Annotated in this window: 24 protein-coding genes and 2 pseudogenes; 16 read left to right on the plus strand and 10 right to left on the minus strand. The window is 69.3% G+C overall.

What is annotated here, in order from left to right:
* The first annotated feature begins 34 nt into the window (after nt 1-34).
* Both AC5L38_RS22040 and AC5L38_RS22045 read left to right on the plus strand, forming a co-directional pair.
* Complete coding sequence (locus tag AC5L38_RS22040; RefSeq protein ID WP_495244710.1) at nt 35-538, plus strand: MarR family winged helix-turn-helix transcriptional regulator; 504 nt, start codon at nt 35-37, stop codon at nt 536-538.
* A gap of 254 nt (nt 539-792) precedes the next feature.
* Nucleotides 793-1,149 carry a hypothetical protein gene (locus tag AC5L38_RS22045; protein WP_495244711.1) on the plus strand — a complete coding sequence of 119 codons (357 nt, stop codon included), beginning with the start codon at nt 793-795 and terminating at the stop codon, nt 1,147-1,149.
* A 289-nt stretch (nt 1,150-1,438) separates the two neighbouring features.
* Here the strand turns inward: AC5L38_RS22045 and AC5L38_RS22050 are convergent.
* Nucleotides 1,439-1,657: pseudogene (locus tag AC5L38_RS22050) on the minus strand (transposase); the annotation flags it as partial.
* Nucleotides 1,658-1,876: 219 nt separating this feature from the next.
* On the opposite strand from AC5L38_RS22050, the gene AC5L38_RS22055 reads away from it, so the two are divergent.
* Nucleotides 1,877-2,722 (plus strand): MerR family transcriptional regulator, encoded by an 846-nt coding sequence (locus AC5L38_RS22055; protein ID WP_495244712.1) that lies wholly within the window; start codon nt 1,877-1,879, stop codon nt 2,720-2,722.
* 229 nt (nt 2,723-2,951) lie between these two features.
* On the opposite strand, the gene AC5L38_RS22060 is transcribed toward AC5L38_RS22055, so the two are convergent.
* Nucleotides 2,952-3,602 (minus strand): TetR/AcrR family transcriptional regulator, encoded by a 651-nt coding sequence (locus tag AC5L38_RS22060; RefSeq protein ID WP_495244713.1) that lies wholly within the window; start codon nt 3,600-3,602, stop codon nt 2,952-2,954.
* A gap of 115 nt (nt 3,603-3,717) precedes the next feature.
* Here AC5L38_RS22060 and AC5L38_RS22065 point away from each other — a divergent pair, with 115 nt between their 5' ends.
* Entirely contained in the window at nt 3,718-4,683 is a 966-nt protein-coding gene (locus AC5L38_RS22065) for an alpha/beta hydrolase family protein (protein ID WP_495244714.1), read from the plus strand.
* Nucleotides 4,684-4,726: 43 nt separating this feature from the next.
* Here the strand turns inward: AC5L38_RS22065 and AC5L38_RS22070 are convergent, their stop codons facing one another.
* Nucleotides 4,727-5,128 (minus strand): LysR family transcriptional regulator, encoded by a 402-nt coding sequence (locus AC5L38_RS22070; protein WP_495244715.1) that lies wholly within the window; start codon nt 5,126-5,128, stop codon nt 4,727-4,729.
* A 45-nt stretch (nt 5,129-5,173) separates the two neighbouring features.
* On the opposite strand from AC5L38_RS22070, the gene AC5L38_RS22075 reads away from it, so the two are divergent.
* From AC5L38_RS22075 to AC5L38_RS22085, 3 genes are all read left to right on the plus strand, one after another.
* Entirely contained in the window at nt 5,174-5,326 is a 153-nt protein-coding gene (locus AC5L38_RS22075) for a hypothetical protein (RefSeq protein ID WP_495244716.1), read from the plus strand.
* Nucleotides 5,327-5,734: 408 nt separating this feature from the next.
* The gene (locus tag AC5L38_RS22080) at nt 5,735-6,604 is read left to right on the plus strand and encodes a CPBP family intramembrane glutamic endopeptidase (RefSeq protein ID WP_495244717.1); all 870 of its coding nucleotides are present in this window, start codon (nt 5,735-5,737) and stop codon (nt 6,602-6,604) included.
* A gap of 306 nt (nt 6,605-6,910) precedes the next feature.
* Nucleotides 6,911-7,861 (plus strand): CPBP family intramembrane glutamic endopeptidase, encoded by a 951-nt coding sequence (locus AC5L38_RS22085; protein WP_495244718.1) that lies wholly within the window; start codon nt 6,911-6,913, stop codon nt 7,859-7,861.
* Between the two features lie 277 nt (nt 7,862-8,138).
* Here AC5L38_RS22085 and AC5L38_RS22090 read toward each other — a convergent pair whose 3' ends face one another.
* Nucleotides 8,139-9,203, minus strand: coding sequence for a tyrosine-type recombinase/integrase (locus AC5L38_RS22090; RefSeq protein ID WP_495244719.1), 1,065 nt, complete (start codon nt 9,201-9,203; stop codon nt 8,139-8,141).
* A 156-nt stretch (nt 9,204-9,359) separates the two neighbouring features.
* Between AC5L38_RS22090 and AC5L38_RS22095 the strand changes: the two genes are divergently transcribed.
* The 3 genes and pseudogenes from AC5L38_RS22095 (at nt 9,360) to AC5L38_RS22105 (ending at nt 12,751) form a co-directional block, all read left to right on the plus strand.
* A complete protein-coding gene (locus AC5L38_RS22095) occupies nt 9,360-10,532 on the plus strand; it encodes a hypothetical protein (protein WP_495244720.1) in 1,173 nt (390 codons plus the stop codon).
* A gap of 621 nt (nt 10,533-11,153) precedes the next feature.
* Nucleotides 11,154-11,717: pseudogene (locus AC5L38_RS22100) on the plus strand (Tn3 family transposase); the annotation flags it as partial.
* 269 nt (nt 11,718-11,986) lie between these two features.
* The gene (locus AC5L38_RS22105) at nt 11,987-12,751 is read left to right on the plus strand and encodes a DinB family protein (protein ID WP_386237072.1); all 765 of its coding nucleotides are present in this window, start codon (nt 11,987-11,989) and stop codon (nt 12,749-12,751) included.
* Between the two features lie 433 nt (nt 12,752-13,184).
* Here the strand turns inward: AC5L38_RS22105 and AC5L38_RS22110 are convergent, their stop codons facing one another.
* The gene (locus AC5L38_RS22110) at nt 13,185-13,583 is read right to left on the minus strand and encodes an MmcQ/YjbR family DNA-binding protein (protein WP_495244721.1); all 399 of its coding nucleotides are present in this window, start codon (nt 13,581-13,583) and stop codon (nt 13,185-13,187) included.
* A gap of 84 nt (nt 13,584-13,667) precedes the next feature.
* On the opposite strand from AC5L38_RS22110, the gene AC5L38_RS22115 reads away from it, so the two are divergent.
* Nucleotides 13,668-13,829, plus strand: a complete 162-nt coding sequence (locus tag AC5L38_RS22115; protein ID WP_495244848.1) for a TrmO family methyltransferase domain-containing protein — start codon at nt 13,668-13,670, stop codon at nt 13,827-13,829.
* Between the two features lie 638 nt (nt 13,830-14,467).
* On the opposite strand, the gene AC5L38_RS22120 is transcribed toward AC5L38_RS22115, so the two are convergent.
* Entirely contained in the window at nt 14,468-14,695 is a 228-nt protein-coding gene (locus AC5L38_RS22120) for a hypothetical protein (protein ID WP_495244722.1), read from the minus strand.
* 47 nt (nt 14,696-14,742) lie between these two features.
* Between AC5L38_RS22120 and AC5L38_RS22125 the strand changes: the two genes are divergently transcribed.
* Nucleotides 14,743-15,030 carry a hypothetical protein gene (locus AC5L38_RS22125; protein ID WP_495244723.1) on the plus strand — a complete coding sequence of 96 codons (288 nt, stop codon included), beginning with the start codon at nt 14,743-14,745 and terminating at the stop codon, nt 15,028-15,030.
* A gap of 510 nt (nt 15,031-15,540) precedes the next feature.
* Entirely contained in the window at nt 15,541-16,992 is a 1,452-nt protein-coding gene (locus AC5L38_RS22130) for an alkaline phosphatase PhoX (RefSeq protein WP_495244724.1), read from the plus strand.
* A gap of 481 nt (nt 16,993-17,473) precedes the next feature.
* Here the strand turns inward: AC5L38_RS22130 and AC5L38_RS22135 are convergent, their stop codons facing one another.
* From AC5L38_RS22135 to AC5L38_RS22150, 4 genes are all read right to left on the minus strand, one after another.
* Nucleotides 17,474-17,815: a hypothetical protein gene (locus AC5L38_RS22135; protein ID WP_495244725.1), complete on the minus strand. Its 342-nt coding sequence runs from the start codon at nt 17,813-17,815 to the stop codon at nt 17,474-17,476.
* A 104-nt stretch (nt 17,816-17,919) separates the two neighbouring features.
* Nucleotides 17,920-18,087, minus strand: a complete 168-nt coding sequence (locus AC5L38_RS22140; protein WP_495244726.1) for a hypothetical protein — start codon at nt 18,085-18,087, stop codon at nt 17,920-17,922.
* A gap of 455 nt (nt 18,088-18,542) precedes the next feature.
* The gene (locus AC5L38_RS22145; protein ID WP_495244849.1) at nt 18,543-18,779 is read right to left on the minus strand and encodes a transposase family protein; all 237 of its coding nucleotides are present in this window, start codon (nt 18,777-18,779) and stop codon (nt 18,543-18,545) included.
* Nucleotides 18,703-19,056: a transposase family protein gene (locus AC5L38_RS22150; RefSeq protein WP_495244727.1), complete on the minus strand. Its 354-nt coding sequence runs from the start codon at nt 19,054-19,056 to the stop codon at nt 18,703-18,705. Before AC5L38_RS22150 ends, AC5L38_RS22145 begins: the two co-directional genes overlap by 77 nt.
* Before the next feature lie 693 nt (nt 19,057-19,749).
* Here AC5L38_RS22150 and AC5L38_RS22155 point away from each other — a divergent pair.
* Genes AC5L38_RS22155 through AC5L38_RS22165 form a run of 3 tightly spaced genes read left to right on the plus strand, consistent with a single transcriptional unit; the run spans nt 19,750 to nt 25,611 of the window.
* On the plus strand, nt 19,750-23,118 hold the full coding sequence (locus tag AC5L38_RS22155; RefSeq protein ID WP_495244728.1) for a hypothetical protein: 3,369 nt from the start codon (nt 19,750-19,752) through the stop codon (nt 23,116-23,118).
* 10 nt (nt 23,119-23,128) lie between these two features.
* The gene (locus tag AC5L38_RS22160) at nt 23,129-23,284 is read left to right on the plus strand and encodes a hypothetical protein (RefSeq protein ID WP_495244729.1); all 156 of its coding nucleotides are present in this window, start codon (nt 23,129-23,131) and stop codon (nt 23,282-23,284) included.
* Nucleotides 23,281-25,611, plus strand: coding sequence for a LamG domain-containing protein (locus AC5L38_RS22165; RefSeq protein WP_495244730.1), 2,331 nt, complete (start codon nt 23,281-23,283; stop codon nt 25,609-25,611). Before AC5L38_RS22160 ends, AC5L38_RS22165 begins: the two co-directional genes overlap by 4 nt.
* The last annotated feature ends 4 nt before the right edge of the window (nt 25,612-25,615 follow it).

A 25,615-nucleotide genomic window follows, 5' to 3' on the forward strand; every position in this document is an offset into this window, starting at 1 on the left:
GTGCAGAGTTGACGTGTCAATTCCGGGAGGTGCCATGGCGGAGAAGAAGCGCCGCGCGATGCCCACGCGCGAGGAGCTGCGCATCTGGCGCAATTACATCGAGACCGCCGAAACATTGCGCACCCTCCTGGAGGGACGGCTCCAGAGCGAGTCGTCCTTGTCCTCCGCCGACTATCGAGTGCTGCTCGCACTGAGCGAGGCGGATCGGAGGACGATGCGTTCCTCCGAGCTGGCCCAACTGATCGGCTGGCAACGCAGCCGCCTGTCACACCACCTGGGGCGGATGGAGAAGCGCGGGCTCGTACGCCGAGCCCCGTGCCCCGACGACGTCCACGGCATCGACGTGCGGCTGACCGACTTCGGAGCGGAGTCGTTCCAGCACGGCTCAGTGCCGCACCTACGTGACGTGCGCGAGCTCTTCGTCGACGCGCTCTCCCCGGAACAGCTGGTGAAGGTCGACGAGTTCACTGAGGCGCTACGCCGGCACCTCGACCTCAAGCCGCAGCCCGTGCGTCAGGAGAAGGGAACTCCATCCTGATGCTCAAGGGCGCCACCGGCCTGGACGCGTACCTCCGCGCCCGCGAACCCTGAGGCCGAGCCACGTCCACCACGGGAGCCGGCGTGGCCACGGGAAGCCAGGCCCGAGTGACGGGGCATTTCGGCCAGATCTATAGCGCTTCGTCTGCCACACACTGCGAGAAACCTCCGCAAATGCCTCACCATTCTTCCGAACCACGCTGCGCATATGGGAGACGAGGTTAGAGTGGCCGAGTTCTCCAGGAAAGGATCATCATGCTCAGCATCGTCCGGCGTTCTGCCCTTGCGGGCGCGCTCGCAACGAGCCTCGCCGTGGCCACCGTCGGCTTCGCATCTCCCTCGGCCGCGGCGGCACCGCCGTACGGACTCCTCAAGCTGGTCTTCAGGTGTGCCCACGTGGGGGGCGTGTCGGTCACGGTCGTGGGTCCGGGCGTCGCGAGCAGCGCGCGCGACGAAAACGGCACGCACTACTTCCGGGGCCGGCCCGGCGCCTACCGGGTGAAGCGCCTCGCGAACGGACGGATCGCACCGAAATCCAGGCTCATCCAGATCCCGAAGTTCTCGACCCGCACCGTCAATGTCTGCTCCCTCAAGTGGCCCGGGCGCCCGTGACCCCGGGCCGCCTTTCTTGCGCCGGGCCCATGTCGCGGGGCAGGATCTGGTCGGACCGGGCGTAGGCGGCGTCCTGGGTGGCGTCCTGGGTGGCGGGGACGTACTCGTCCTTGATGCCGAGCATGTGCGCGGTCACCTGCCAGACGTGCAGGTACGTCCCCGGCTCGGCGGGCCGGACCGGCACCTTCCACTCGATCATCCTGCGCATGGCGAAGGTGGGCAGGGTGTGCCAGGTGACAGGCGGGTCATGGGAGCCCTGCGGCTCTCCGGTGAGGAACTCCAGGCCGATGCCGGCGCGGGTGTCCCACCCACGGCCTCGGTAGCCGTTGCGCCGGTTGGTGCGTTCCTCGCTGCGCATGCCGTACTCGGCGCCGCACATACCGTCGGCCTCGGCCGACATCAACGTCTCGGCCATGGTCTTCACCAGGGATCGCAACAGATCCGGATCGCCCTGCTGGATCCGCCCCGCCGGCCACACGGCGGGGTCCGCACCGTTGTTCACGGCCATCGCTCTGTATTCCTTCGATCTTGGTTTGGCAACCTGAAGGATCACGCGACGGCCGTCCTCGTTTCACGGCGCCACGCCTGCCACCTGGGAAAACTCGCACACCACCTCCGTGGACGCAACCGCATCCGCTGTGTTAATGTGCCCGCGAGGACCAATAGGAACACAGTGTCGAGAACTCTCCTGTGAACTTGACTCGACGGTGGGATCACGTCAAATCCCGTGGCCCGCATCGAGATCATCGCGTGGACCTCCAGGCATCGGCCACGACATGCATCCGTGTCCGATGTGATCCAGGAAGGGACAGACATGGCCTGGAGCACCCGAGAACTCGCCGAGCTCGCTGGCACCACGGTGAACACCATCCGGCACTACCACCGGCTAGGCCTGCTCGAGGACCCGGAGCGCCGGTACAACGGATACAAGCAGTACGGCGTACCGCATCTTGTCTGCCTGCTGCGCATCCGCCGCCTTGTGGAGCTCGGGGTGCCCCTGTCCGAGATCGGTGTGGCGACGTCGAACGGGGACGTTCCCCTGGAGGTGTTGCGCCAGGTCGACGCCCAGCTCGCCGCCGAGATGGAGCGCCTGCGCAGGGCCCGCTCCGACATCGCCGTCATTCTGCGCGATGGCGTGCCGGCCGACACCCCGGCGGGCTTCGAGTCCGCCGCTGGGCACTTGTCCGCGGCCGACACCTCCCTCATCCACGTCTACACCCGGCTGTATGACGACGACGCCCTGAAAGACCTGCAGCGCATGACGGAAACCGACACCGATCCCGTCAACGCGGAGGTGGACGCCCTTCCTCCGGACGCGGACGAGGCCACCCGGCAGAGCCTCGCCGAGAGACTCGCACCGCTCATCGTCCAGAAGCTCATCGACTATCCGTGGCTGAACAACCCTGCCGGACGCCTGTCCAAGAGTGAGCACGCCACTCAGCAGACGTTGGTCGACGCCGTGGCCGCGCTCTACAACACCGCACAGATCGACGTGCTCACCCGGGCCAGCATCCTCGCGCACCAGCAATTGGGCCTCGCACAGGCGGCCGAGGACGGCACGGATCCCGCTTGACTCCTCCCGTCGGGCCTGCCACCCGCCCGCGAGCTCGCCGACCACAGCGCTGCGACAGCGGCGGCCGCGCAGCCGCCGTCGACCACCGGAGGGCGATCGCAACACTGGCGGCTGCCGCGCTGGAGCGGACGGCCGGCCCTGGCGCCGCCGTTTCTCCGATCAGCGAACCGACGACTCACCGATGGTGCAGCCGCCGGATCGAGTGCGACGTCCGTGATCGGTGTTCGGGTCACTGTTCGTCGCGCGGCGGGCTGGAGTCGTCTTCCGGAGCGACGGTGTCCGAGCCGCGGCCGTGCCGTGCCTCGGTGAGCACCCCTGTCACCAGAAGGGCGGCCAGGCGGGCGGCGTCATAGTGAGGGTCGTTGCCGCCGCCGATGCAGAGGTTGCCGATGCCGCGCATGAGCATGTACCCGGACACTCGCCCGGTGGCCTCCGGTTCGAGTGCGGCGTCAAGCAGGGCGTCGCAGACCGGGACGAGCCGGTCGACGAAGTACTGATGCAGGGTGTTCACGCCCTCCTTGTCGGCCCCGAGAGCACCGGCGAGCCCGTGCTTGGTCACGAGGAAGTCGACGAAGCCGGCCGCCCATCGCTGGAGGGCGACCCCGGGGTCGCCGGACTCGCGCAGGAGTGAAGGGCCCGCTTCCGCCAGCGCTTCCACCTGGTGCTGATACACCGCCGCCACCAACGCGGGACGCGTGGGGAAGTGCCGGTAGATCGTCCCCATGCCCACCCCCGCACGTTCGGCGATCAGCCGCACAGGCGCGTCCACGCCGTCCGTCACGAAAACAGCGGCGGCGGCCTCCAGCAGGGTCTGTTCGTTGCGCCTGGCATCGACGCGCTTCGCGCGGGGTGCCGAGCCGGCGGGACCGGGAGTCGTCATGGGAACCTCCGTCGAGACTTGCGAAATGGAACGCTGCTCCGTATTGTTTCGGAGCGATGCTCCGCTTAAATTGTCCTCGGCGGGGGCCCCGAACGCAAAGGACGAGTGATCTCCCATGAGTGGTACTCCCGCAACGGCCGACACCCCGATCGTCCATACGCTCGACGCCGTCGTCGGTCCCGGTGTCCCAGTCGTCTCGATCGCCCCGGTGCGCCTCGACGCGCCAGGGCGAGCGCTCCCCCTCGACGTGCGCGTCTCCGCCCCCGTGACCGGGCAGCACCTGCCGGTGCTGCTGTTCTCGCACGGCAACGGGTGGTCGCTCGACGGATACGCACCCCTGACGGCCTTCTGGGCGTCTCGTGGGTTCGTCGTCGTCCAGCCGACGCACCTGGACTCCCGTCGCGACGGCATCGGGTTCGACGACCCCGGGTTCGGCCACGTCTGGACCGAGCGGCATGCCGACCTCGTGCGAGCCATGGACCAGCTCGAGGCGATCGAACGTGCGGTGCCAGGCCTTGCCGGGCGGGTCGATCGGGACCGGATCGTCGCGGCCGGACACTCCTGGGGCGCCCAGACCGTGCAGATGCTGCTCGGCGCCCGCGTCCTCGACAGCACGGGCAAGGCCGGCCAGGACTACGCGGACCGGCGCGTGCAGGCCGGCGTGCTGCTGGCCGCGACCGGGATCAGGGGCGAAGAGCTGTACCCGTTCGCCCGGGAGCACTTCCCGTTCATGAACCCGTCGTTCGCCGAGCTGACCACGCCCACGCTCGTGGTGGCCGGCGACCACGACCGGTCGAGGATGTCCAGCCGCGGCCCGGACTGGTTCACGGACGCCTATACCCACAGCCCGGGCGCCACCGACCTGCTGACCCTGTTCGGCGCCGAGCACTCCCTGGGCGGCATCCCGAGCTGGGAAGCCGCCGAGACCACCGACGAGAACCCGGAGCGCGTCGCGGTCCTGCAGCGACTGACCACCGCCTACCTGCGCAGCGCGCTGGACCCGGCCGGTACCGGATGGGCGAAGGCCACCGCAGCGCTGGCTGAGACCGGTGCGGCACTCGGCCGCATCGACAGCAAGTAGCCCCGGGCACGTAGTCCCCAGCGCGGTCAGTCCGACCGGGGCGTCAGCGACTGACCTGAGCCGCATCATCCCTCGCGCGCTGCCGCGCCGTTGCCCGAGGCGGATGCGCACGGATGGCGGTGATGCGCGTATGTGTGAGGATGATCAGAGTCCGCCCCGCAGCGGTGAGCCCTACCCGGCGGCTGGAGCGCACGAACAACGGCGTGCCGAGAATCTCCTCGAGCTTACGGATCTGATGGTTCAGGGACGGCTGGGAGATGTAGAGCCGCATGGCCGCGCGGCCGAAGTGCAGCTCCTCGGCCACGGCCAGGAAGTAGCGCAGGAGGCGCGGGCCGACATCGATGGAAGATCCTCTACCGTCGGGCGTCGGGACAAGTCCTGAACGCTCGCGGGACGCCCGCCATAGCGTCGGGTCACGCCACGGGAGGGACTGCTCATCGACCACCCGCCCTTCCAGGTCGCCAACCTCGTCGCGGTCACCTGGTTGGTCGTGTCCGGCGAGTGGCAGCGCGACCGGGCGCGCGAGGAGACGGCCAACCAGCTCGGGCCGATCCTCTTCGAGCACGGCGGCGCCACCGGCGTCGCGCTCGCGCGGGAACTGCAGCCGCTGGCCACGCCAACCACCGACGGTGGCGGCGCGTAGTCCGGTCTGTCGCTGAGCTGGAGGCGGTTCCGGCGCTCGTGGCGCGCCAGGCCGCCTCCTGTCTCAGATTTGACCTGGCCCCAAGGACACGGTTTCAACTGGGAAAGCGCCGAGATGCCTCGGCATCGCAGCCAGTACTCACAACGACGAAAGGTGGGCGTGTCACCATCCTCGCGGATATCGGCAGTGCCGCCCCCGGGATATGTGGATCGAGCGCGCGACGCTGGGCGGGACTGGTCTCGGAGCGTGTCCTTCACCTCAGATGCGACCGGCTCCTCGACGGCATCGGCGTCTGACGACTCACGCCATGCCGACCTCGCGTCCACCCGTCAGGAACGTCCACCCATTGAGAACAGAGAGAACATGATGGAACACCCCATCACGCCTGTCGAGTACCACCGTGGGCTCGTGAGCGACGAACGCCGTATCGGGCGAGGCATCCTCGCCATCGCCCTCCTCCTCGGGGGCATGCAGATCTTCGTCTTTGCGCTCGCCATCATCGCCACCCTCATCGATTCGGCGATCGGCACCGAGGCCAGGGAGGGGTACACCCCGCTCGTCAACGCCGCGGGGGCGTTGTCCGTGGCCCTCCTGATCCCGTGGAGCATGCTGATCCAGCGCTGGCTCTACGGCGTGCGCGGCGGGTCGCTGTCCTCGGTGCTGTCGCACTTCCGCTTCGACGTCTTCGGCCGCGCCCTCGTGGTCCTCCTTCCGGTGATTGCCGTGTTCCAGATCGTGTATTACTGGACGCCGTTGCCGCAGACGACCTGGTCATGGCACGACACCCTGCTTCTCGCCGCCACGGCACTCGTCCTGACGCCGTTCCAGGCCGCGGGCGAGGAGTACGGCTTCCGCGGTCTCGTCTTCCGCGTCGTGGGCAGCTGGACGCGCGATGCCCGCCTCGGGCTCGTGCTCGCCATCATCGTCTCGAGCGTGCTCTTTGCGAGCGTCCACTTCTCCACGAGCGGGTTGCTGAACCTCTGGTACATCGTCTTCGCGGTCGGCACCGCGTGGATCACCTGGCGTACCGGCGGGCTCGAGATCGCCGTCGTGCTCCATGCGGTGTACAACGCCACGCAGTTCGTCATCGACGCCGCGCTCCAGGTGGACCCGACCGTGGCTACCGACCGCTCCGCCGGCGCGATCGACCTGAGCGTCCTCATCCCTGTTCCGCTCGTCATCGGCACCGTCATCGTCGTGGCGATCCGTACTCGACGCACAGGGACGGTTCTGACGCCGAGGGCGGCAGGGGCTCCTGCGCGGACCTCGACGGTCTAGAGGTCCCCGGATGCTCCGGGATGGCGCGGTAGTGGGCGGCTCAGTATTTCCTGGGGCCACACCGTTGACCGTTTGTGTTTGCCTCTACGGCGGATTTTCTCCTCTTTTCTCCTCAAGAGCGGATCAATTGATCCCTTAAGAAAGGTTGCTCATCGTGCGCACATCAGAGCCCTGTGGGCCCCAGAGCGCGGATCCCCGGCCCGGCCCCGCGGCACCCATCAGCCGGGCTGCAGCGGGGCAGGCACCGGTCGTCACGGGCGGCGACGGCGGATCGCGCCGGTCGGGAGCCGAACAGTGACGGGGCCCGTGGAGCGGGGCTACACCGCTCCTCTTCACGCAGGTGACGCAGCCGCCGCGCTGCCTGGAACACTGCCCGAACGTCCGTTCGGCGTCCACTTCCGGATGGCGCGCTGGAAGTCCCTGGTCGTCCTGATCGCGATACCGGCGATGCTGCTCCTGGTCCAGATCATCGTGTTCCAGCCGGTCGTCCTGATCGAAGGCCCGGCAGACCCGAACAAGCCTGCACTCACACCGCTCACGATCGTCGCCACGGGCCTCAGCACCGCCATCACCGCGTTGCTCGCGACGATACTGGTCTCGAAGATGGCGAAGGTGCCGTGGCGGGCGGTGTTCCGTCACACCCGCACCTTCGACTGGCGCCGCGTCGGGATCTATCTCCTCGGATCTGCGGGCCTGGTCGGTCTTGCGACCATCGTGACGGCACTCATCGAGCCGGGGTCTACCGGGATGGGGGAATTCAAGATCGGGGCATCCACCGTCGCCATCCTCATCGCCACTCTTCTCGCCATCCCTCTGCAGTCGGCAGGTGAGGAGATAGCCTTCCGAGGAGCGGCCGTTCCCGCCGCCGGCGCCTGGTTCCGTAGCATCCGTCTCGCCATGGCGTTCGGCATCATGGTCTCCGGAGCGCTCTTCGCGGTGGTCCACGTGTCCCTGGACCCGTGGCTCGTCAGCTATCTGTTCGTCTTCTCCGCGTGCACAGCGCTCATGGGTCTGATCAGCGGCGGGCTGGAAGCCGCGATGGCGTTCCACGTCTCCAACAACGTTCTCGCGGGCATCGTGAACGGCCTCTTCGCAGGCGGCGGCCCGTCGGTGATCGACCGTGCCGTCGGCTCCGGGCCCGGTGCCTCCATCATCATCCTCATGGTGATGAACGTCCTGGTCGTCGTCATGGTCTGGCTCGTGGAGCGCGCCAAGCGCTCGAACTCGACGGCGCCGGCGGCGCCTGGGAACCGCTGAGAGCACTCGAGCTCCGGCCGCCCGCGCGTCTCCTACCGGGGCGCGCGGGCGGCACCCGCGTTCACGAGGCCCCGGAAGTCACGCGGAGAAGCACTTGGCCTCCGGGTGGTCGATCGCGCAAGTGAACGGCTATCTGTCTGCCGACGAGGTGCTTCTCGTGTGGTCCGGCGGAGAGAGGCATCGGGCATCGGCTCGCTACAGCAAAGTGGTGAAGGGTGCGGAATCTGCGTGATCGCCATCCGTGCGTTGAGTTCGAGCCTCGCCTTCGTTCTGGTGGCTACAGGCCGACGCCTCGCATGGCGTTGTCGCGCCAGCGGTCGACGGCGCGGATGTAGCGCAGCACGACCGGGGAGGCCGGAGCCCAGCGGCCGTGCTTGGCGATGACGGAGACGGGGACCCCCGCGGCGTAGGCGACAGTAGCCCCACCCGCGCGCAGGCTGTGCGCGGTGAAGGTGTCGGCGCCGGGTACGGCGGCGCGGACGGCGAGGTCGCGGACGATGACGTTGACGGCGTCGGCGCCGAGGCGGGGACCGAGGTTGCCATGGCGGTCGATGCGGCGCAGCAGCCGCCCGGAGGTTTCCCCGGCCTCGCCGAGCACGGCGGTCCAGTCCCTCCAGACGGCCACCGGATCGGTCAGGGGATGGCTGCCGCGCGGGATGGCGATGGTCTCACCCCGGCTGTCCTTGTCGGTTTTGGAGGTACGGATGGTGATCTCCAACCCGTCGGGAACCTCGCGAACATCGTCGCAGGTCAAAGCGACCAACTCGGAGCGCCGACCCATCAGGGCCAGGCCCAGCACCAGCAAAAGCCGATCACGCAGACCGATGCGCGTGCTCAGGTCACAGGCGCTGACCATGGCGCGCAGCGCGTCGATGCCCACGGGCGGGGCTTCGCGCTGGCCACGGGTGCCGGCCTCGGCGCGGGTGCGTTTGTAGGCGCGCAGCGCCAGGCGGGCGGCGTCGGTGAGGGGCTGGTTGGTGTAGCCGGCCAGGCGATGCACGGAACGCACACAGGCGATGGCCTGCTCGATAGTGGCCGGGGCCCGATCGGCGGCGCACAGCGTTTCGACGTACTCGGCCAGCGTGTGGCCGGTGGCGGGCAGCTCCACCCGGCCGTGTTCGGTGCACCAGGTGGAGAAAGCAGCCCATTGCCGTTCATATGCGCGCCGGGTGTTGGCAGGGACACCGTCGGCGATGCGGGCCCGGGCCTGGTCGCTGAGCGCGTAGTCCGCCGCGGTGTAGCGCCCCTCACGGGGAGAGGCGGCCGGGGCCGCCGGGCCCCCGTCCTCCATGCGAACGATCTGCCCGGTGAGCGGCTTCTCGCGATGCCCGTCATGCGTCATTCGGCAGCCTCCGGAGGCCTCGTTCGGAGGGCCGTCCTGACCCGCGATAAGCAAGGTTATCGCGGGTCAGCCTCAATCTCCATCGCTCCTCGTTATTTCGTTTTGCTGCGTACGAAAATCAATCGTTCGCGAACGGTATGCTGATAGCCTTGCGGAATGATCGACAGCCCTTCCGGCGCGCCCGAGCCTTTCGTGAACCTCGACATGAGCGACGACAACGACACCGGGCGAATGTGCGCCCGTTCGGGGTGCGCCAACCGGCTGGAGCCGCCGGGCCGCACCGGCCGCCGCAGCGGCCGTCCGGCCCTGTACTGCGGGGACGCCTGCCGCGCTGCCGCACACCGCGCCCGCACCGCCACCCACACCCCGGTCATCACCGAGGCACTACGGCGCACCGGCGCGCTGAGCGGCGACCTGCTGGCCGCGGGCGAACAGTGGAGCGCCCAGCTGACCGCCTTCACCGAAGCGCTCAGCAGCGCGACCACCGGCGCACTCACCCAGATCGACACCGCCGAACAAGCCGCCGAAGAGGCCCGCGCCGCCGCCGCGGCCGCCGAACAGCGCGCCACCGACGCCCAGCACAAGGCCCAGACGGCGATCACCGCAGGAGAGAAAGCCGTCCAGCAGGCCACCGCGGCACAACAGCGCGCCGAAGACTCCGAACGCGCGGCCTGGCGCGCGGCCGGCGAACACGAAGCCGAACGCGCCCACGCCCAGCAGACCGCCACCACCGCCACAGAACGCGCCGCGACCTTGGAGCGCGACGTCCGGCACATCACCTCCGAACGCGACGCCCTGCAAAAAGTCCTGGACGCCGAACGCCGACAAGCCGCCGCCGCAGCCGACGAGCACGACCGCCAGGTCGCCACCCTGAACAAAGCGCTGGCCGACCGCACCGCCGATCTCGACCAGGCTCGCGCCGGCCTGAAAACCGCCGGTGACCGAGCCGAGCGCGCCGAGGCCGCCCAGCGCAAGGCACAGCAGGACACCGAGACGGCCCGCGCCGAGACCGGCCGGGTGCGCGAGGAACTCACCGCGCACATCACCCAGCTGAGAGAGGAACTCACCGCCGAACGCGATGACCTGCGACGAACCCGGGCACAGCACGACGAGGCACGGACCGCGGCCGCGGTGGCCGACGCCCAACTGGGGGCGCTGCGGCAAGCGCTGGAGCAGGCCGAACACCGCGCCCGCACCGCCGAACAGCGCGAAGAAACCACCCAACAGACGATCGACCGTCTCCTTGCCCTCCAGCCGGTCCTGCAAGACGCGCCCGCTGAAAGCTCAAGCGCCGTCGCGCGTCGCAAGAACGCCCCTGAGCATCCTTGAGACACTCACCCCTTTGGTCGCGGCCGCCACCGATGCCGGAAAACGCCTCTCTCGACGTGCCCGCAGTACAGCGCCGGACGATCGTCGGCGCTCCCCTCGATGACCGGGGCGGGCTCGGAGGTACGGGAAGGATCATCGCCCGCCCGCAAAGATTAATATCGTACCGTTCGCGAACGGTCGGTTTTCGTTCACAACGATACGAATCTCGAACAGCGCACCCCCCGGCAGCAGGCTTGCGATAACTTTCCTTATCGCAAGCCTGCTATCGCCATACTGGAACCGATAAGCCGGAAAATCTGCGGTGAGATGTCAGTAGGCAGGTCAGAGGCACTTTTCGGCTGCCGGTGATCATCTGCAGAGATCTTCTCCGAGGCCGCATCACGCCGCCGGAGGCGTCGGCAGGCTACAGCGGATGTGGTCGTGCTGATGGGCGTGGACGTAGCGACATGACCCAGATGGCTTGCCTTGAGAATGCAGCGGGGTTCGCCGCTAGCCGGGCGAGGTTCTTCGCTGCCCGCAGGTCAGCCAGCTGGCGCAGGACAGGCTCCGTGTCTGCGGATGCCTGGATCACAGTAGTCATCAGGTGTGTCCTCCTTGATCAGGAGTTACACCGTTTTTTCTACAGTCCCGTGGCCGGACATGCTGCGCGTGGCCGGGTCGCTGATCACCGACCAGGTCCGCGCCTATGACCTGCTGCGCATGTTCGGCCGCGAAGGCCGCCCCACGCCGCTCGGGCAGGCCTTCGAGGAGTACGGCCGCATCGCCAAGACTCTCCATCTCCTCGCCGTGATCGACCCGGTCGATGACACCTACCGGCGCCGGGTCAACCGGCAGCTCACTATCCAAGAAGCCCGCCACACGCTGGCCCGGGAGATCTGCCACGGTCGGCGCGGCCGTATCCACCAGGCGTACCGTGAGGGCCAGGAGGATCAGCTCGGATCCCTCGTCCTGATCCTGAACGCGATTGTCCTGTGGAACAGCCGCTACCTGGATGCCGCCGTGGAACAGCTGCGTGCCCATCCGCCCAAGGACCGAGAAGTGCTCGACGAGGACGCGGCCCGGCTCTCACCCCTCGGCTATAAGCACATCAACACGCTGGGCCGCTACAACTTCATCGCCTCCCAGCCCGGCGAAGGCCTTCGCCCGCTACGAGACCCCTCCCAGCACGAAGAAGACGAGGGCTGATTGCGGGCCTTGACCCGCCCATGAGGGGTCGTAAGTAAGAGGCATGCGCCCAGCCGCCAAATTCGTGATCATGGCGACCCCGTCCGACCTTGTCCAGGATCGGGATTTCGTTCCAAATCACTCCGACCCCCTCAACCGTGCGGGCAAGATCGATCGTCGAGCGCTCGCCAAGATGCTCGATCCCGCACTCCCCCTCCCGGACGCAACACGCAACCCTCACGTTGTGCCATTCACCGGCACGGGCGGGACGGATACGGGAAACTGTCCCAATGCCTGCTGAGTACACCCAAAGTGACCAGTTCCGTGGTGCCCGCATCCACCTGAGCGACCTCTCCGGCCTCGCGATTCGCGATTGCGACGTCACCGGCCTGAAGATCGTGGACTGCTACGGGGGCAACGTCTCCCTCGGTGGCGGCTTCGAGCGTGTCGTTGTCAACGACGTCGACGTGACCGCCTACGTCGAGGCCGAGCTCGACCGGCTGCATCCCAACCGGGTGCTGGCCCGCGAGGCCACGTCCGCCGCCGAATACCGGGCCGCTTGGGATGCCATCGAGAAGCAATGGGAGGAGACGCTCGACCGCGCCAGACGCCTGCCCGAGGCGAAGCTGCACGAGCAGGTCGACGGCGAGTGGTCGTTCGTCGAGACGCAGCGGCATCTGCTGATGGCCAGCGATGCCTGGATCGGCAACGCCGTGCTCGAGGAGGACGCGCCGTACCACCCGTTGGGCCTTCCTGCCGGCGGGATGCCGGCCGAAGCATCGGCGAAGCTCGGGCTCACCCTCGATGCCACCCCGACGCTCGACGAGGTACTCGCGCCGCGGCTCGCCCGCATGGCCACGATGCGCCGGGTCGTCGACGAGCTCACCGAGGCCGAGCTCGACCGGGTATGTGGTCGCAAGCCGGCCGACCCCTACCCGGACAAGGAGTACGTCGTGCGCCGCTGCCTCACGGTGGTGTGCAAGGAAGAGGCCGAGCATCACCGGTATGCGGTCCGCGACCTCACCGTGCTCGAGGCCGGTGCCCGAACCGAGTGAAGGCGCGTCCCGGCAATGGACGGCGATCTCGCGATCATACGCTTGACCAGCCCATCTTGCTGTCGGAGCCCCTCGTCGCACCCGCACTGCCCAGCCAGGGCGCGGTGCCGACCGGCGAGGTAGTCACGACCGGCTACGGAAAGACCAGCAATGCGGGCTTCCCAACGAACGACGCGAGGTCTTCCTCGATGTCACTCCGCGGTGGACCTGCGAAGGCATCTACCAGTTCGTGAAGCCGATCACGCCCGGAATGAACTGCACCCGCAAATCCGGCCAGACGGCCGGAGCATGCGGCACTGGGTGATGTCGTCATCGGAATCGTCTCCTGAAATATCTCTGGCCAGCGTGGCAACCCGTCCTATCCCACCGTGAATAGGGATGTTTCTCAGCACCGAACCTGGATAAACGGCAACGTGGGGAGGTAGCCGGCGGTTCATCCACCTGCCTTCAGCCGGAACGCGAGGCGGCGGGGCGCCTGCACGCGATAGCTGTCCGTCACCAGCTCGGCAACCTCGCCCCAGTCCGTCTCGTCGTCCAGCACCATTCCCACGACATTCACACCCCAGTCGGCCCGAAAGAACGGAGGGCCGGCATGCGCCAGCGCGGCCAACTCCCCGGGCGGCGCCCGGAAGGTCATCAGGATGGCCGGATCGTCTATATCGATGTACGCCGACCCCCTCTCGTCGGTGGTGTAGACGTGCAGGAACGTCCCCCGGCGAATCCGCCACCGCAAGCCGATCCACGCCGGCTCCTCGTACGCCTCGGGCAGCTCCCCGCAGATTACCCGGAGCCGGCCCACAACGGCGGGTGGAACGTCCGCGATGTCGCTCATCTGTACCTCCCGCGCCCATCCTGCCCGCCGGGTAGGACATCAGCACATCAGAGCCTCCGGGGTTGGCGGGGCCGCGCCGACGTCATAGGACTATCGGGCCCTGGACGCGCGCTTCACGTGGCCGATCTTGACGCCCTGGATGGCACGCCGGTGCTGGACATCAAACCGTACCTCCGCGAGTTCGCGCCGCAGGACGAGGTACGGCAAGCCCCCTGGGCAAGCAACCTGATGCATCAGTACTACTAAAACTGGATCGCGGGCCCCGGAAGATCTCGTCCCACAGAACCGGTCGGCTGAAGGCCGGGCCCGCGAGATCACTTCCGGTCGATCCCGGCGGGCGTTTCATAGACGAGCCCCACAGTGGTGTGATCGTCGGTGGTCTCGATGCCGGCCGCGTCACCGGAATGCGGCCCTTCGGCTCTCCTGTCCCTGACCGTCGATGTCGTGCCCACTGAGTGCATCGGTGCACTCTGACCTGCGGTAATGCGGTCGGGTACGGCTTCATCGCTCCTGTTCGGGCTCTGCGGCGCCGGGTGCGGGGTGCGCCCGCAACTGCCCGATCTCGGCTCGCAACTCCCCCACCTCGGTGTACACGGCGTCGTAGCGGGCCTTGAAATCCTCTCGCTGGCCGCGCAGCTCGGTGAGCAGGTCTTGGGCGGCCTCGTGCAGCGTCTGGAGGCGGACCAGCTCGGTGGCGCGGTTCTCAGCGTGCTACCGGGCGTCCTCCAGCTCGGCACGCAGACGCTGGGTCTGCTCATCGTGACGCTGGCGCACTTTCTCCAGGTCGGCGTGGGTGGCCAAGGTCTCCTGGCGCGCTGTGGCGGTCTCAGCGGCGGCGGTGGCCAGTTGCGAGGCCAGGGCCGCGGCTCGGTCGCTGTGTTCGCTCAGCTGGGTTCGCTCAGCTGGGTTCGTAGCTGGGCGTTGGTGTGCTGGCTGTCGTGGAGCTGGCGGCCGCGTTCGGCGAGCTCGTTTTCCAGTGCTGTACGGGCGGCCTGCAGCTCGCGGTTGTCGGCGGGCAGTGCGCGCAGCTGGTTGGCCTGATCGGCGGTCACGGCTTCGGCGAGCTCGGTGGCCTTCTTGGCGTCGCCGAGCTTTTCGCCGAGTCCAAGCACGTCGGCGCGGGTCTTTCCCCGATGCGCTCCAGGTCGGCGCGGGCGGTGTGCTCGCGCTCCTCGGCCAGTCGCTGGGCCTGTTCGGCCTCGCGCGTCCGCCGCTCGGCACTGATGCGGGCGCGGTCGGCGGCCGCGGCCTGCTCGCGGGCGATCGCGGCGTCCACACGGTCTTCGGCGGCTTCGGCTTCGGCGGCACTGATCCGGGCCAGCGCGCCGGCCTCGGCCAGGTCGACCTTTTCGGCGAAGCGGTCGACGAGCGTGCGCAGCGCCTCCTGCAGCGGGCGCCTCGGCCAGGACGGTGCCGGACTCGCTCACCGTGGCGGTCACCGCGGTGAGCTGGTCTTTGCGGCGCGCGCGGGAGGCGGCGGTCTTGCAGGCGTCGCTGCAGTACTGGCGGGGCCGGCGGCCGGTGGAGCGCGCCAGTGGCTGGCCGTCCCAGGCGCATCGCCCGTGCGGAGCCGCCGCTTAACCATGGCCGACCGCGCCGACCGCGCACCTCAACGGCCGGATGACAGCGCGCGAGCGCTCCCCCTGCCCGCGGACGAACGGGTGTGGGCGGCATCGGCCGTGTCCGCTTCACCACCGGTGTCATCAGGCCGCTTCGTCGTGAACCGACTCCTGGGGCCGGGGCACGGCGTCACCCGCCCCGGCCGGAACCGCCGGGGAAGCCCTCGGCCGCGCGTGCGGTATCCACCTAAACGCCCCGAACACCTGGACAGGGGCATGATCAGCCCTAATTCTTTGCCTCGATGTCACCGTTCCATCACATGGATGAAGTGTTCACGTCGGTCCGCAGGAGTTGGTTGACAAGTCGTCATGGTTGTTTTGAACAGGAGTTAGCCCAGGTGTCTCCTTCTCGTCGTACCCTCCTCACCGGCGGTGCCGTCGGCGTAGGTCTTGCCGTCGCCGGTAGCCTCCCGTCCCTGGCCCAGTCCCACCCGGACCGGCCCCGCCCGCCGGCCGGGAGCGGCCACCCGCCCTTCCCGCCGCTCGTGGACGACCCCGACGGCATCCTGGCCCTGCCCAAGGGCTTCAAATACTCCGTGGTCACCAAGACCGGCGTCACCCGGCTCGACGGCGGCCAGGGAACGACCCCGTCCGACCACGACGGCATGGCCGTCTACGACGCCGGCCGCGACCGTTACACCCTGATCCAGAACCACGAGATCGACCCGGGCGCCGAGTTCGGCGTACCGCACGTCAAGGGCACCGTCTACGACCCCGGCGCCGTCGACGCCGGTGGCTGCACCGTGATCAGGACTGACCGCGCGGGCCGCAACCACGGCGAGTTCGTCGCCCTCTCCGGCACCATCGCCAACTGCGCGGGCGGGCCCACCCCGTGGGGGACGTGGCTGACCTGCGAGGAGGCCGAGGAGCGGGCCGGGGATTCCTGGAAGGAGAACGGCAAGTCCGGCGTCTTCCAGAAGGACCACGGTTACGTCTTCGAGGTCTCGGCCGACGGCAAGGCGGACCCCAGGCCGATCAAGTGCCTGGGCCGCTACGCCCACGAGGCCCTGGCGATCGACAAGGACCGCACCAAGATCTACCTCTCCGAGGACGCCGACGGGCCCAACGGCCTCTTCTACCGCTGGACCGCGCCCCGCGGCGTCAAGCTCGGCCCCGGGGTGCTCACCCGCCTCGCTCCGGACGCCGGCGTCCTCGCCGCGATGCAGATCATCATGGATGACGGCTCGGTGCTGCCGGACGTCGCCTACCTGACCTCCGCCCAGCTGGGCCGCCCCTTCCCCGTACGGTGGATCGAGGTGCCCGAGCGCGACGCGCGGACCAAGACCGTGCGCGAGCAGTTCGCCGACGGCCAGGTCACCCGCGGACGCAAGTTCGAGGGCGTGTGGGGCACCGACGAGGGTGTGTACGTGGTCAACTCCTACGCGTGGGACGAGGGTGACCTCCCGGCGGACGCGGCCCCGCACGACGGCATGGTCTGGTTCTACAACTACCGGGCCCAGACCATCCAGCTGGTGACGTACTTCCCGCACCAGAGCGCATCGGAGGAAGGCACGCCGACCAAGTACAGCGACCTCACCTTCGACGGCCCGGACAACGTCACCGTCACCCCGTGGGGAAGCCTCGTGCTCGCCGAGGACGGCTCGGGCGCCTCCCACGTGCTCAGCTCGATCCCGGGCGGCCCGACGTACGCGATCGCTCGCAACCAGCTCAACGACTCGGAGTTCTGCGGCCCGACCTTCACCGCCGACGGCAAGGTGCTCTTCGTCAACATGCAGGACCCCGGCCTCACCCTGGCCATCACGGGCCCCTGGGAGAAGTATTTGGGCTGAGGAGCCCGATCGACCGGCAGAGGGTGCGGAGCAGCTCGGTCCTGGCACGTTAGGTCCCGCCAGAACAGGGTCCTGACCTGCCAGGACGGCTTCGCGCCGGTCGACCGTCTCGAGTCCTGGATCGAGCTCGACCTCGAGGGTGCCGTTGAACGCCTCGGCCGCCGCGTTGCCGGGCGCGCGGCCCGCCCGGCCCGTCGACCGGACCGCGCGCAGACGGTTCGCCGGCCTCTCACCGGGCACCTCATGAACGGCGGACCAGTGCGCGAACGCTGACCGCGAGCCTGACCAGGCACCAGGCCAGCAGCACCACCAGGTCGGGCCAGTTCACCCCCCTGGCCGTCCGACACCAGCCCGGCACGCAGCAGGTCGCACGCGGGCCGGAACGGGAGCACGTCGTGGACCGCCCTGGACCAGTCAGGCAGCTGACTGGCCGGGAAGGTGATCGGCGAGAACACCGGAGCCCCGCCCGCAGCCGACACCGTCACGCCGTGTCGAGGCCGGTCAGCAGCGCGGCGGCGGCCGCCGCCCGCGCGGCCGCCTTGCCGGCCCCGCTCCCCTGGCCGCGCACGGGCGTGTCCGTGGCGAGCAGGCGGGTGGCGGCGGCCGCGGTGAAGGCCGGGGCGTGCGACGGGCCGGTCGAGGTCAGCGTCCAAGCGACCGTCTCGATGCGGCCCTGCTGGGTCAGCTCGTTCAGCACGCTCACCGGATGACGCTCCCCCGAACCCACCCCGCCTGACGACCCCGACGAGCTCGCCACCAGCGCGGCCGGGCTGATCTGGATGCCCGCTTCCTTCAGCCACGCCTTCAGCGTGAAGGCCTCCACATTCAAGCTCCCGCCGGGAAAGGCGAGGAAGCGGTGCCCCCCTCTCCCCTGATCAGCCGTCGTTCCGTCGTGAGGGAGTGGCCAACGTGCCAGGATAAATCACGTCAAGCCGTAACTCGCGTGGGCCGGTATCGCAGGGCGACCGCCCCCGACCGGAACTCACGGCGGTCCACGGGCTCGAGCTGGATGCGCTCGCGCAGACCGGCGAGCAACGTCGGCCCGTGTCCGGCAAGGACCGGCTGCACGTTGATCGAGTATCGAAGTGGTCTCATCTCGTTGCTCTCCCTTGATGCGCAACGCGTTTTCGCCGGACGTCTACTTAGACGACTGTCGGCGCCATTTCTCATCGGCGCCCGACCTCACCCACTCCGGGGGCGGCCGGAGTACGCCAGAAACACACCGCGCTCCCATCCCCTTGCCGCTGCGCGATCGTCCACGTCCACGGACGATCTCGCGCGTCTGCACGGTGGCGCGGTCGTCCGTGGACGCCTCCCGAAGTGTTGAACGCCAAGATTGTGACACTGCTTCGCGACAAGAAGTGTCAGTACCGCTCCGTTACAGGCTGTCCAGTAACGGAGTTGAGCGGTTGCGTTCCGGCCGCCGCACGATGGTCTTGCGGGCGTTGATCAAGCCGGTCCTGTGCCCGGGAAGGGAGGAAGCGGTCCAGTGAATTATCTTGATCGGCCTCGGAGCGCACCATCGCCGGGTGGCCCTCGACCGCCCGGTTTCATCGAGCCCGTGTGCGTCCCACGATGATGTCGCCGATCCTGCTGGGGCTGGCGGTGATGCGCTGGAGGGTGCGCCGGCGTTGGGTGAGCAGGGCGAAGCCGCGTTCTCCCAGGCAGCGCAGGGCGCGCAAGAGCGCGTTGCGGGTGCGGGTGCGGGTGTCAAGGCTGGGTTGTTTGACCGGGGTGAGGATGTCGATGCCGGCGCCGTCGTAGCCCGAATCGGCCAGGGTGGGCAGGGCCGTCGGCGGCTTTGTACAGCGCGCCCAGGACGTGTGTGCGGGCGGCGGTCAGGTCGTGCACCGATCCGGGCTCGACGGCCGACACCCACAGTGGCAGGCCGCAGGGCGCGGACAGCGCCTGGATGTTGCCGCCGTGGTGGCGGGCCTTTCCGGAGTACCACACGTCGATGAGTTCGCCTTTGACGCCGGTGGTCGTTGCGGCGCAGCGGTCGATGGCGATGAGGGTGCCGTCCAGGATCAGATGGGTGAGGCCCTCGTCAACGGCGCGTTGCAAGGCGTGATGCAGGTCGGGTGCCTGGTCGGGTGCCTGGTCGGCCAGGATGTCGATGACGCAGCCACCTCACTTGCTGGTCGCCACCGGAGATCCCACAAAGTGGCCAACTCCAGCAGTTAGGCGGCCGAACAATCCCAGCCGTCGCCGTGCGCATCACAAGCCGAGCCACTCCTGATCGCATCAATACGCTTTGAGCTCGCCGAGGCGCAGGAGTTGGAAAGCGGCCTTGTGAGGTTGTTCTCACTGTCAGCACATGCAGATTTACTGACACCTCATGCAGAATCCGCAGGTGATAGGACTGACATCTCGCTGTGGATTTTGCAAATCCGCAGCGAGATGTCAGCAGGCAGGTCAGAGGCGCGTTCCGGCTGCCGGTGATCATCTGTGGGGATCTTCTCCGAGGCCGCATCACGCCGCCGGAGGCGTCGGCGAGTTCCAGGCCGCGGCGTCGCGCAGGTGTGCGAGCGGATCACGCGGGAGCGCGCGGAGGCACGCCCGTAAGGGGTGGATCATGGACAGCTGTCCGCTGCGCCGCCGCGACTGAATTTGGGGCGATTTCACGCGTCCCTTATTCCATTAACAGTCACACGCTGCACACGAAGCGTTCCATTCACTCTGTACGAATCCCGTTCGGCCGGGTTAATCTCCAATCGAAACGGTGTGAAGATCACGGTCTGACGGGATTCCTCCACATTGGCAATCTCCATCGTGGTGCCCATTCACCTGGACGCCATCTGCCTGTCCACCGACCAGAACGGCGTCGGCCCCGAGGCCGACTTCACCCTCCTCCCCCACGTCGACCAGGACGGCGGCGAGGTCAACGCCGGCCTCCCCTACCTCAGCGGCGCGATCCTGGCCGAGCCGTTCGACGACCGGCGCTACCGGCTCAAGGCGGGCATCCACCTGCACTGGGCCCTCCCGGACGCGCTGACCCGGCTCACCCAGGACGAGCACGGCATCACCCAGGCCCCCGCCGTGCCGAACCGCTGGCTGGTCAGCCGTACGCGGTCGGGCACGGTCGACGCCCAGTGGGTGATCGAGAGCGACCACGTGTCCGACGACAACCTGGGCGGGACCGTATTCCCGCGCACCGACGCGCCCGCCCCCGGCGTGACGCCCTACCGGTACGTGGGGCGCCGGGTCCGGCTGGACCAGTGGCCCGCACAGGGCGGCGAGTATCTGCCGCTGCTCACGGCGGTCGGGCACGGCGACCCGGTATTCGCCGCGTTCTACCCCAACTGCCACAGCGTCTTCGGCTTCTACGACGCCGATTTCACCACGCCGCCCGACGACGTCGCGTACGACGTGATCGGCTGGTACCACAACCGGGCCCGCGATCCCGTCGCGGCCGGTGGCGCCACCGCCGTCGCGCAGTTGGATTGGAGCGTTCCAGCCAACTCTCCCGTTCCGACCCGGACTTTCTGTTATGCCCGGCTGTCCTTCGCCCCCGCCGACGACACGTCCAGCCCGTTGCTGTCGTCCGGCACCGGCGTCTACGTCGGCAACAGCCCGACCGAGGCGCTGGCCGCCTCGCTGGGCCCGCTGCTGGGCGAGGGCGACCCGGACGGCCTGGAGAACCTGCTGGAGGCCATCGCGTTCGCCGGCGACCTGGAGTCCAGGTCCGCCGACCTGGAGGCGCGGCTGTCGCAGGCCCGGCACACCGCCACGTTCGACCCGATCCCGGGCGGGACGCGCTGGACGGTGCGGCGCCAGGACGACAACACCGAGGTCACGCCCTCCCAGAAGCAGGCCAGGGAGGCGCTCACGCTGCCCGGCACGGTCGCCGACCTGCTCGACGCGCTGAACCGGGCGCAGCAGGACTACGACGAGGCGACCGACCTGCTGCGCGGCCTGCGCGAGCGGCTGTTCGCCGACTGGCACAAGTACCAGATCTGCGTGTACCCCGACGACGCTACCCGCGACGGCTACCCGGACCCGGACGAGGTGGCCTTCTTCCTGGGACGCCAGGTCGACTGGATCGACACCCATGCCGCCGCGACGGGCGTCTTCCCGCCGGCCGGGCAGGGCAGCACCCGGGCGCACGTGCTGGCCGGCGCGCTCAAGGCGCTGGCCGGCGCCCTGGCCGACTTCACGGACGAGGCGACCGCGGCCAAGACCGCGTTCGTGCTCGACCAGGTGCCCGCGCCGGTCTGGTGGCGGCCCAGGGAGCCGGTCGTGCTGTTCACCGGCCCGGCCGCCACGCCCACCGACCGGCACGGTACCGACGGAACCCTGCCGTGCCTGCTCGTCACCGATGTGCCCGATCCGCAGACGGCCGCCACGGCCCTGGCCGTACGGGCGGAGCTGGACGGGATCTTCCCGGCGCAGGTGTGGCGGACCGACCCGTGGCACCCGCTGCTGCTGCAGTGGGAGGCCGAGTTCTTCCCGGTGGCCGCGGGCGACAACCTGTCGGCCGACCAGCGCGACTACGAGCCGTACTTCGTGGTCAACGGATACCAGCTGCCGCCGGGCGAGGCCGACCTGGTGTCCAACGGGGGGCTGCTGGACAAGGGCGCCAACGTGTACACGGGCACGACCGTGCTGTCGCCGGGGGCGCGTCCCGTGCTGGCCGAACGGGTGCTGCGGTATCTGGCGGGCGCGCTGCTTCCGGCCTACAACCTGGCGCACACTCCGCTCACGCCGGAGCAGTTCATCGCCTCCCCCGCCGCCGTCCTGACCTGGTACGGCGCGCAGGCCGGCGCCGACCCGAGACTGCTGAAGCTGATCACCGCGCACGAGCACCTGGCCGAGAGCGAGGACGGCACCCTGTCGCAGTCGCTCGGCGGGTTCAACGACGCCCTCGTCATGCGGCGGCTGGTGCGCCAGCTTCCGATCGCCGACCCGCTCGGCTTCCCCTCCTACCAGCGGTTCGCCCAGCGGGTCGCGGACGCGATCGGCGACCAGGCACGGACCTCCCCGCGCCCGCTGACCGACTTCAACCCGATCAGGGCGGGCTCGCTGCGGCTGCTGCGACTACGGCTGGTCGACAACTTCGGCATGACGCACGACGTGGCCACCGACCCGACGGGCACGACCGAACGGCTGCGGGTGCCGGGACATCCGGCCTGGGTGGCGCTCGCGCCGAGGCTGGCGCACCCGGCGCGGCTGCGGTTCCACCTGCTCGACGCCACCCGCGACGACCAGGCGGGCGACCTGCCGGGCATGTCGCCGGTCTGCGGGTGGATCCTGCCCGCCGACCTGGACGACGCGCTGGCCGTACACGCGGCGGACGGGACGGCGCTGGGGGAAATCAGTGCCTTCGCCGACGGGGCGAAGGCCCGCTGGACCGCGATCCCCGGCAGCCCGGTGGCCGCGCCCGAGGACATCGCCGACCCGACACTGCGCGCGATCGTGCTGGGGCTGCGGGAGGCGGGGCCCGCCGCCGTGGGCGACATGCTGACGTCCGTGGCCGGGGCGCTGGCCACGATCGACCCGGAGAACGACACGCCCGCAGGCGCCCTGCTGACGGCCCGCCCCCTCGCCGTCGTACGGGCCGAGCTGGACCTCCAGATCAGCGGGCTGCCGCCGGTCCACCAGGACTGGAACGTGTTCCGCGAGGACATGCGCCGCTACGGCCGCGAGACCAACGCGGTCACCGACGTGCTGTTCCCGGTCCTGATCGGCGAACCCGGCCGGTGGGGCGACGGCCTGGCCGGGCTGTGGTTCCTGGACGCCGACGGGCAGCCGGGCGGCTACCGGCCGCAGGCGACCGTGCTCCAGTCGATCGACCTGCCGCCCGTCCGGATGGTGCTGCTGCTGGACCCGCGCGGCAGCGTGCACGCCGTCAGCGGCGTCCTGCCGGTCGTGACCGCCGGGCTGGACGCGGCCCAGTACGCCGCCGCGCTGGAGGCGATGGAACTGGACGTCTTCACCGCGCCCGTGCTGACCGACGCCGACCGGATCGGCCTGCCGGTGCCCGACGTGGCCGGGCGCCTGTGGTCCTGGCGCGAGAAACGGGAGACGGAGTGGACGACCTCGCCCCTGGACGCCGTGGACGCCCGGTTCCCGGCCGCCCTCACCGTGCGCGAGGGCTGGCTGACCCTACGGCCCGACGACAACTGAACGAGGAACCGTGCCACCTGACGACAAGCAGATCCCGTTGAACCTCTCGCTCGGGGAGGTCAACCTCATCCTCGAAGCCCTCGGCAGCCTCCCCTACGTCCGCGTCTTCGAGCTGATCGGCAGGCTCCACGAGCAGGCCAGCACGACCCTTCAGGAGAACGCGTGACCGCCAACCCGCTGATGCACTGGCCGATGGACGAGATATCGGTACAGCTGAGCCTCGACGACGCCTCCGGGAACGGCTACCTCGGCCAGGTGAACGGCGCCGCGCGGGCCGTACCGGACGAGCGGTTCGGCGGCGCCCTGAACTTCACCGGCACCGGCCAGTACGTCCTGCCCTCGGCCGGCAAGGGCATGACCGTTCCCACGTACACCTTCGAGGTGTGGGTGCGCACGGCCAAGCCGGGGGCCACCGTGCCGCTGTTCAACCGGCGCGACAGCGCCGACGTCGCCGTGAACCTCAAGCCCGACGGCTCGGTCGAGCACCACTTCGCCACGACGGCGACCGCCGACAACGTCCGTACGACACCGGCCGGGGTGCTGTCCTGGGACACCTGGCAGCACGTCGCGGTCACCAACGACGGCTCTGTCGCCCGGATCTACGTCAACGGCGACCTGGCCGACGAGTGGGACTACCCGGGCACCCGCCCGACGACGGGCGCCGCGCCGATCGTGCTGGCCGCCAACCTGACGACCAAGGTCTACACGGTCTGCCGATTGGCGCACCTGCGCGGCTACGACGGGGCGCTCGCGGCGGCCGAGATCCAGCGCGACCTGACCGAGGACGCCTCGTCGCTGGCCGCGTTCGTCCGGGCCCACCCGCTGGACGTGGAATTGCTGAACGTGGACGAGCAGCCGGTGCTGTTCATCGACAACGCCCCGTCCGGGCAGCCGATGACGCTGCGGCTGACCAACAGCTCGCGGCAGAACATCGTCTTCCAGGGCCAGGGCGGCCTGCCCGACCCGGTCAACAACCACGTGACGGCGCGGCTGCGCCCGGGGGTGCTCAGCACGCCGGCGACCGTGGCGTCCGGGACCGACGGCTGGAAGGCGCGCGGCACCACCGACGGCACCGCGCTCTACCTGATGGCCTCGAGCACCGCCACGATCGCGCCCGGCGCCTGGCTGGACGTGGCGCTGACCGGCCTGAGCGCCGACCCGGGCGGCGGCAGCCGGGGCACCCGGGTGGAGTTCGACTACCAGCACCTGAAGACCTCCGGCGAGGTCGGCGAGCTGACCGGCACCCGGCTGCAGTACCTCGACGTGGTCAACCACCGGGGCCGCCCGGACATCCCGCTGGTCATCGGCTTCGCCGGCGCCGACACCCTGCTCAACGACGCGGCCACACCGGGCGACCTGACCGCGTACGTGGCCAACACCTCCACCGACACCACGATCAAACTGGTCGGCGGCGGCACCAACGCCGGCGGCTCGGTGTTCACACTGACCTTCGACGTCGGCGGCGCCGGCAACGCCTGGGCGCTGGCCGAGAGCGTCTTCGGCGTGTCGGTCGATGTGGACGGCTCCGCCCTGTCGACGGCGATCTGGAGCACGACCTCGCACGACCTGGACACCCGCGCGTCCTGGACGATCTACCCGTCGATCGACGTGGACCTGCCGCCGGGCAAGGCGCTCACGTTCACCGTGAACGGGATCGTCGCCGGCGGCGCCCCCGGCCGGGCGGCGCTCGTGGTCGGCTGGGAGAACATCCCCGGCTACCGCGACGGCGCGCAGACACTGGAGGCCGACAAGCGCCCGCTGGGCTTCGCCGGTGGCCAGACCGGCGTCGGCACCCTGGCCCCGGCGGCCAAGCTGCACCTGCTGGACCAGACCCGCACCCCCGGCGGCAACGGCTCCCTGCTCATCGGCCCGCCCACGGCCGGCTCACTCAAGATCGGATACGGCTCCGACCACGCGTGGCTCCAGTCGGGTCCGAACGCGAAGCTGGCGCTGAACCCCTCCGGAGGCATGGTCGTGGTCGGCGCGACGAGCACGACCTCGCTGGAGACGGCCGCCAAGATGATCGTCGTGTCGCCCTCGCAGCACCTTCAGCTGCGCCGCCCGACCGGCATCGACGCCTCCGGTTCGCAGGTCTTCCTGGAGCTGTTCCAGGAGCAGCAGAGCGCCGACGTCTACCCGGGCATCCGCTTCCACCAGTACAACCGCTTCTGGCACCTGCTCGAAGCGCGCCCGGACGGCATGTACGTCCGTTTCGCCGGCGACCACACGAGCATGGCCGACTTCTTCGCCAAAGGCCTGCACGGCACCTCACTCACCGTGGGCGCCACCACCGTCAACGAGGACCAGCTCAAGATCCTCGCCCAGCTCGCCGCGGGCACCCTCACGGTCGTCATCCACAACGACGAGGACGCCGCGGTCGCCTCCCCGATGCAGATCCAGACCCTCACCACCCGCCCGTACGTCATCGGGCTCGAGCCCTACAACCAAAACAGCCTTTTGCAGCGGTTCCGGCTCGCGATCGTGCCGAGCTGACGGA

The organism is Streptosporangium nanhuense (genome assembly GCF_059358815.1).

Excerpts from the sequence above, each read along its gene's own strand:
- AC5L38_RS22040 (WP_495244710.1), top strand. The coding sequence starts at position 35 with ATGGCGGAGAAGAAGCGCCGCGCGATGCCCACGCGCGAGGAGCTGCGC.
- AC5L38_RS22045 (WP_495244711.1), top strand. The coding sequence starts at position 793 with ATGCTCAGCATCGTCCGGCGTTCTGCCCTTGCGGGCGCGCTCGCAACG.
- AC5L38_RS22060 (WP_495244713.1), bottom strand. The coding sequence starts at position 3,602 with ATGACGACTCCCGGTCCCGCCGGCTCGGCACCCCGCGCGAAGCGCGTC.
- AC5L38_RS22065 (WP_495244714.1), top strand. The coding sequence starts at position 3,718 with ATGAGTGGTACTCCCGCAACGGCCGACACCCCGATCGTCCATACGCTC.
- AC5L38_RS22090 (WP_495244719.1), bottom strand. The coding sequence starts at position 9,203 with ATGACGCATGACGGGCATCGCGAGAAGCCGCTCACCGGGCAGATCGTT.
- AC5L38_RS22095 (WP_495244720.1), top strand. The coding sequence starts at position 9,360 with ATGATCGACAGCCCTTCCGGCGCGCCCGAGCCTTTCGTGAACCTCGAC.
- AC5L38_RS22105 (WP_386237072.1), top strand. The coding sequence starts at position 11,987 with ATGCCTGCTGAGTACACCCAAAGTGACCAGTTCCGTGGTGCCCGCATC.
- AC5L38_RS22110 (WP_495244721.1), bottom strand. The coding sequence starts at position 13,583 with ATGAGCGACATCGCGGACGTTCCACCCGCCGTTGTGGGCCGGCTCCGG.
- AC5L38_RS22140 (WP_495244726.1), bottom strand. The coding sequence starts at position 18,087 with ATGAGACCACTTCGATACTCGATCAACGTGCAGCCGGTCCTTGCCGGA.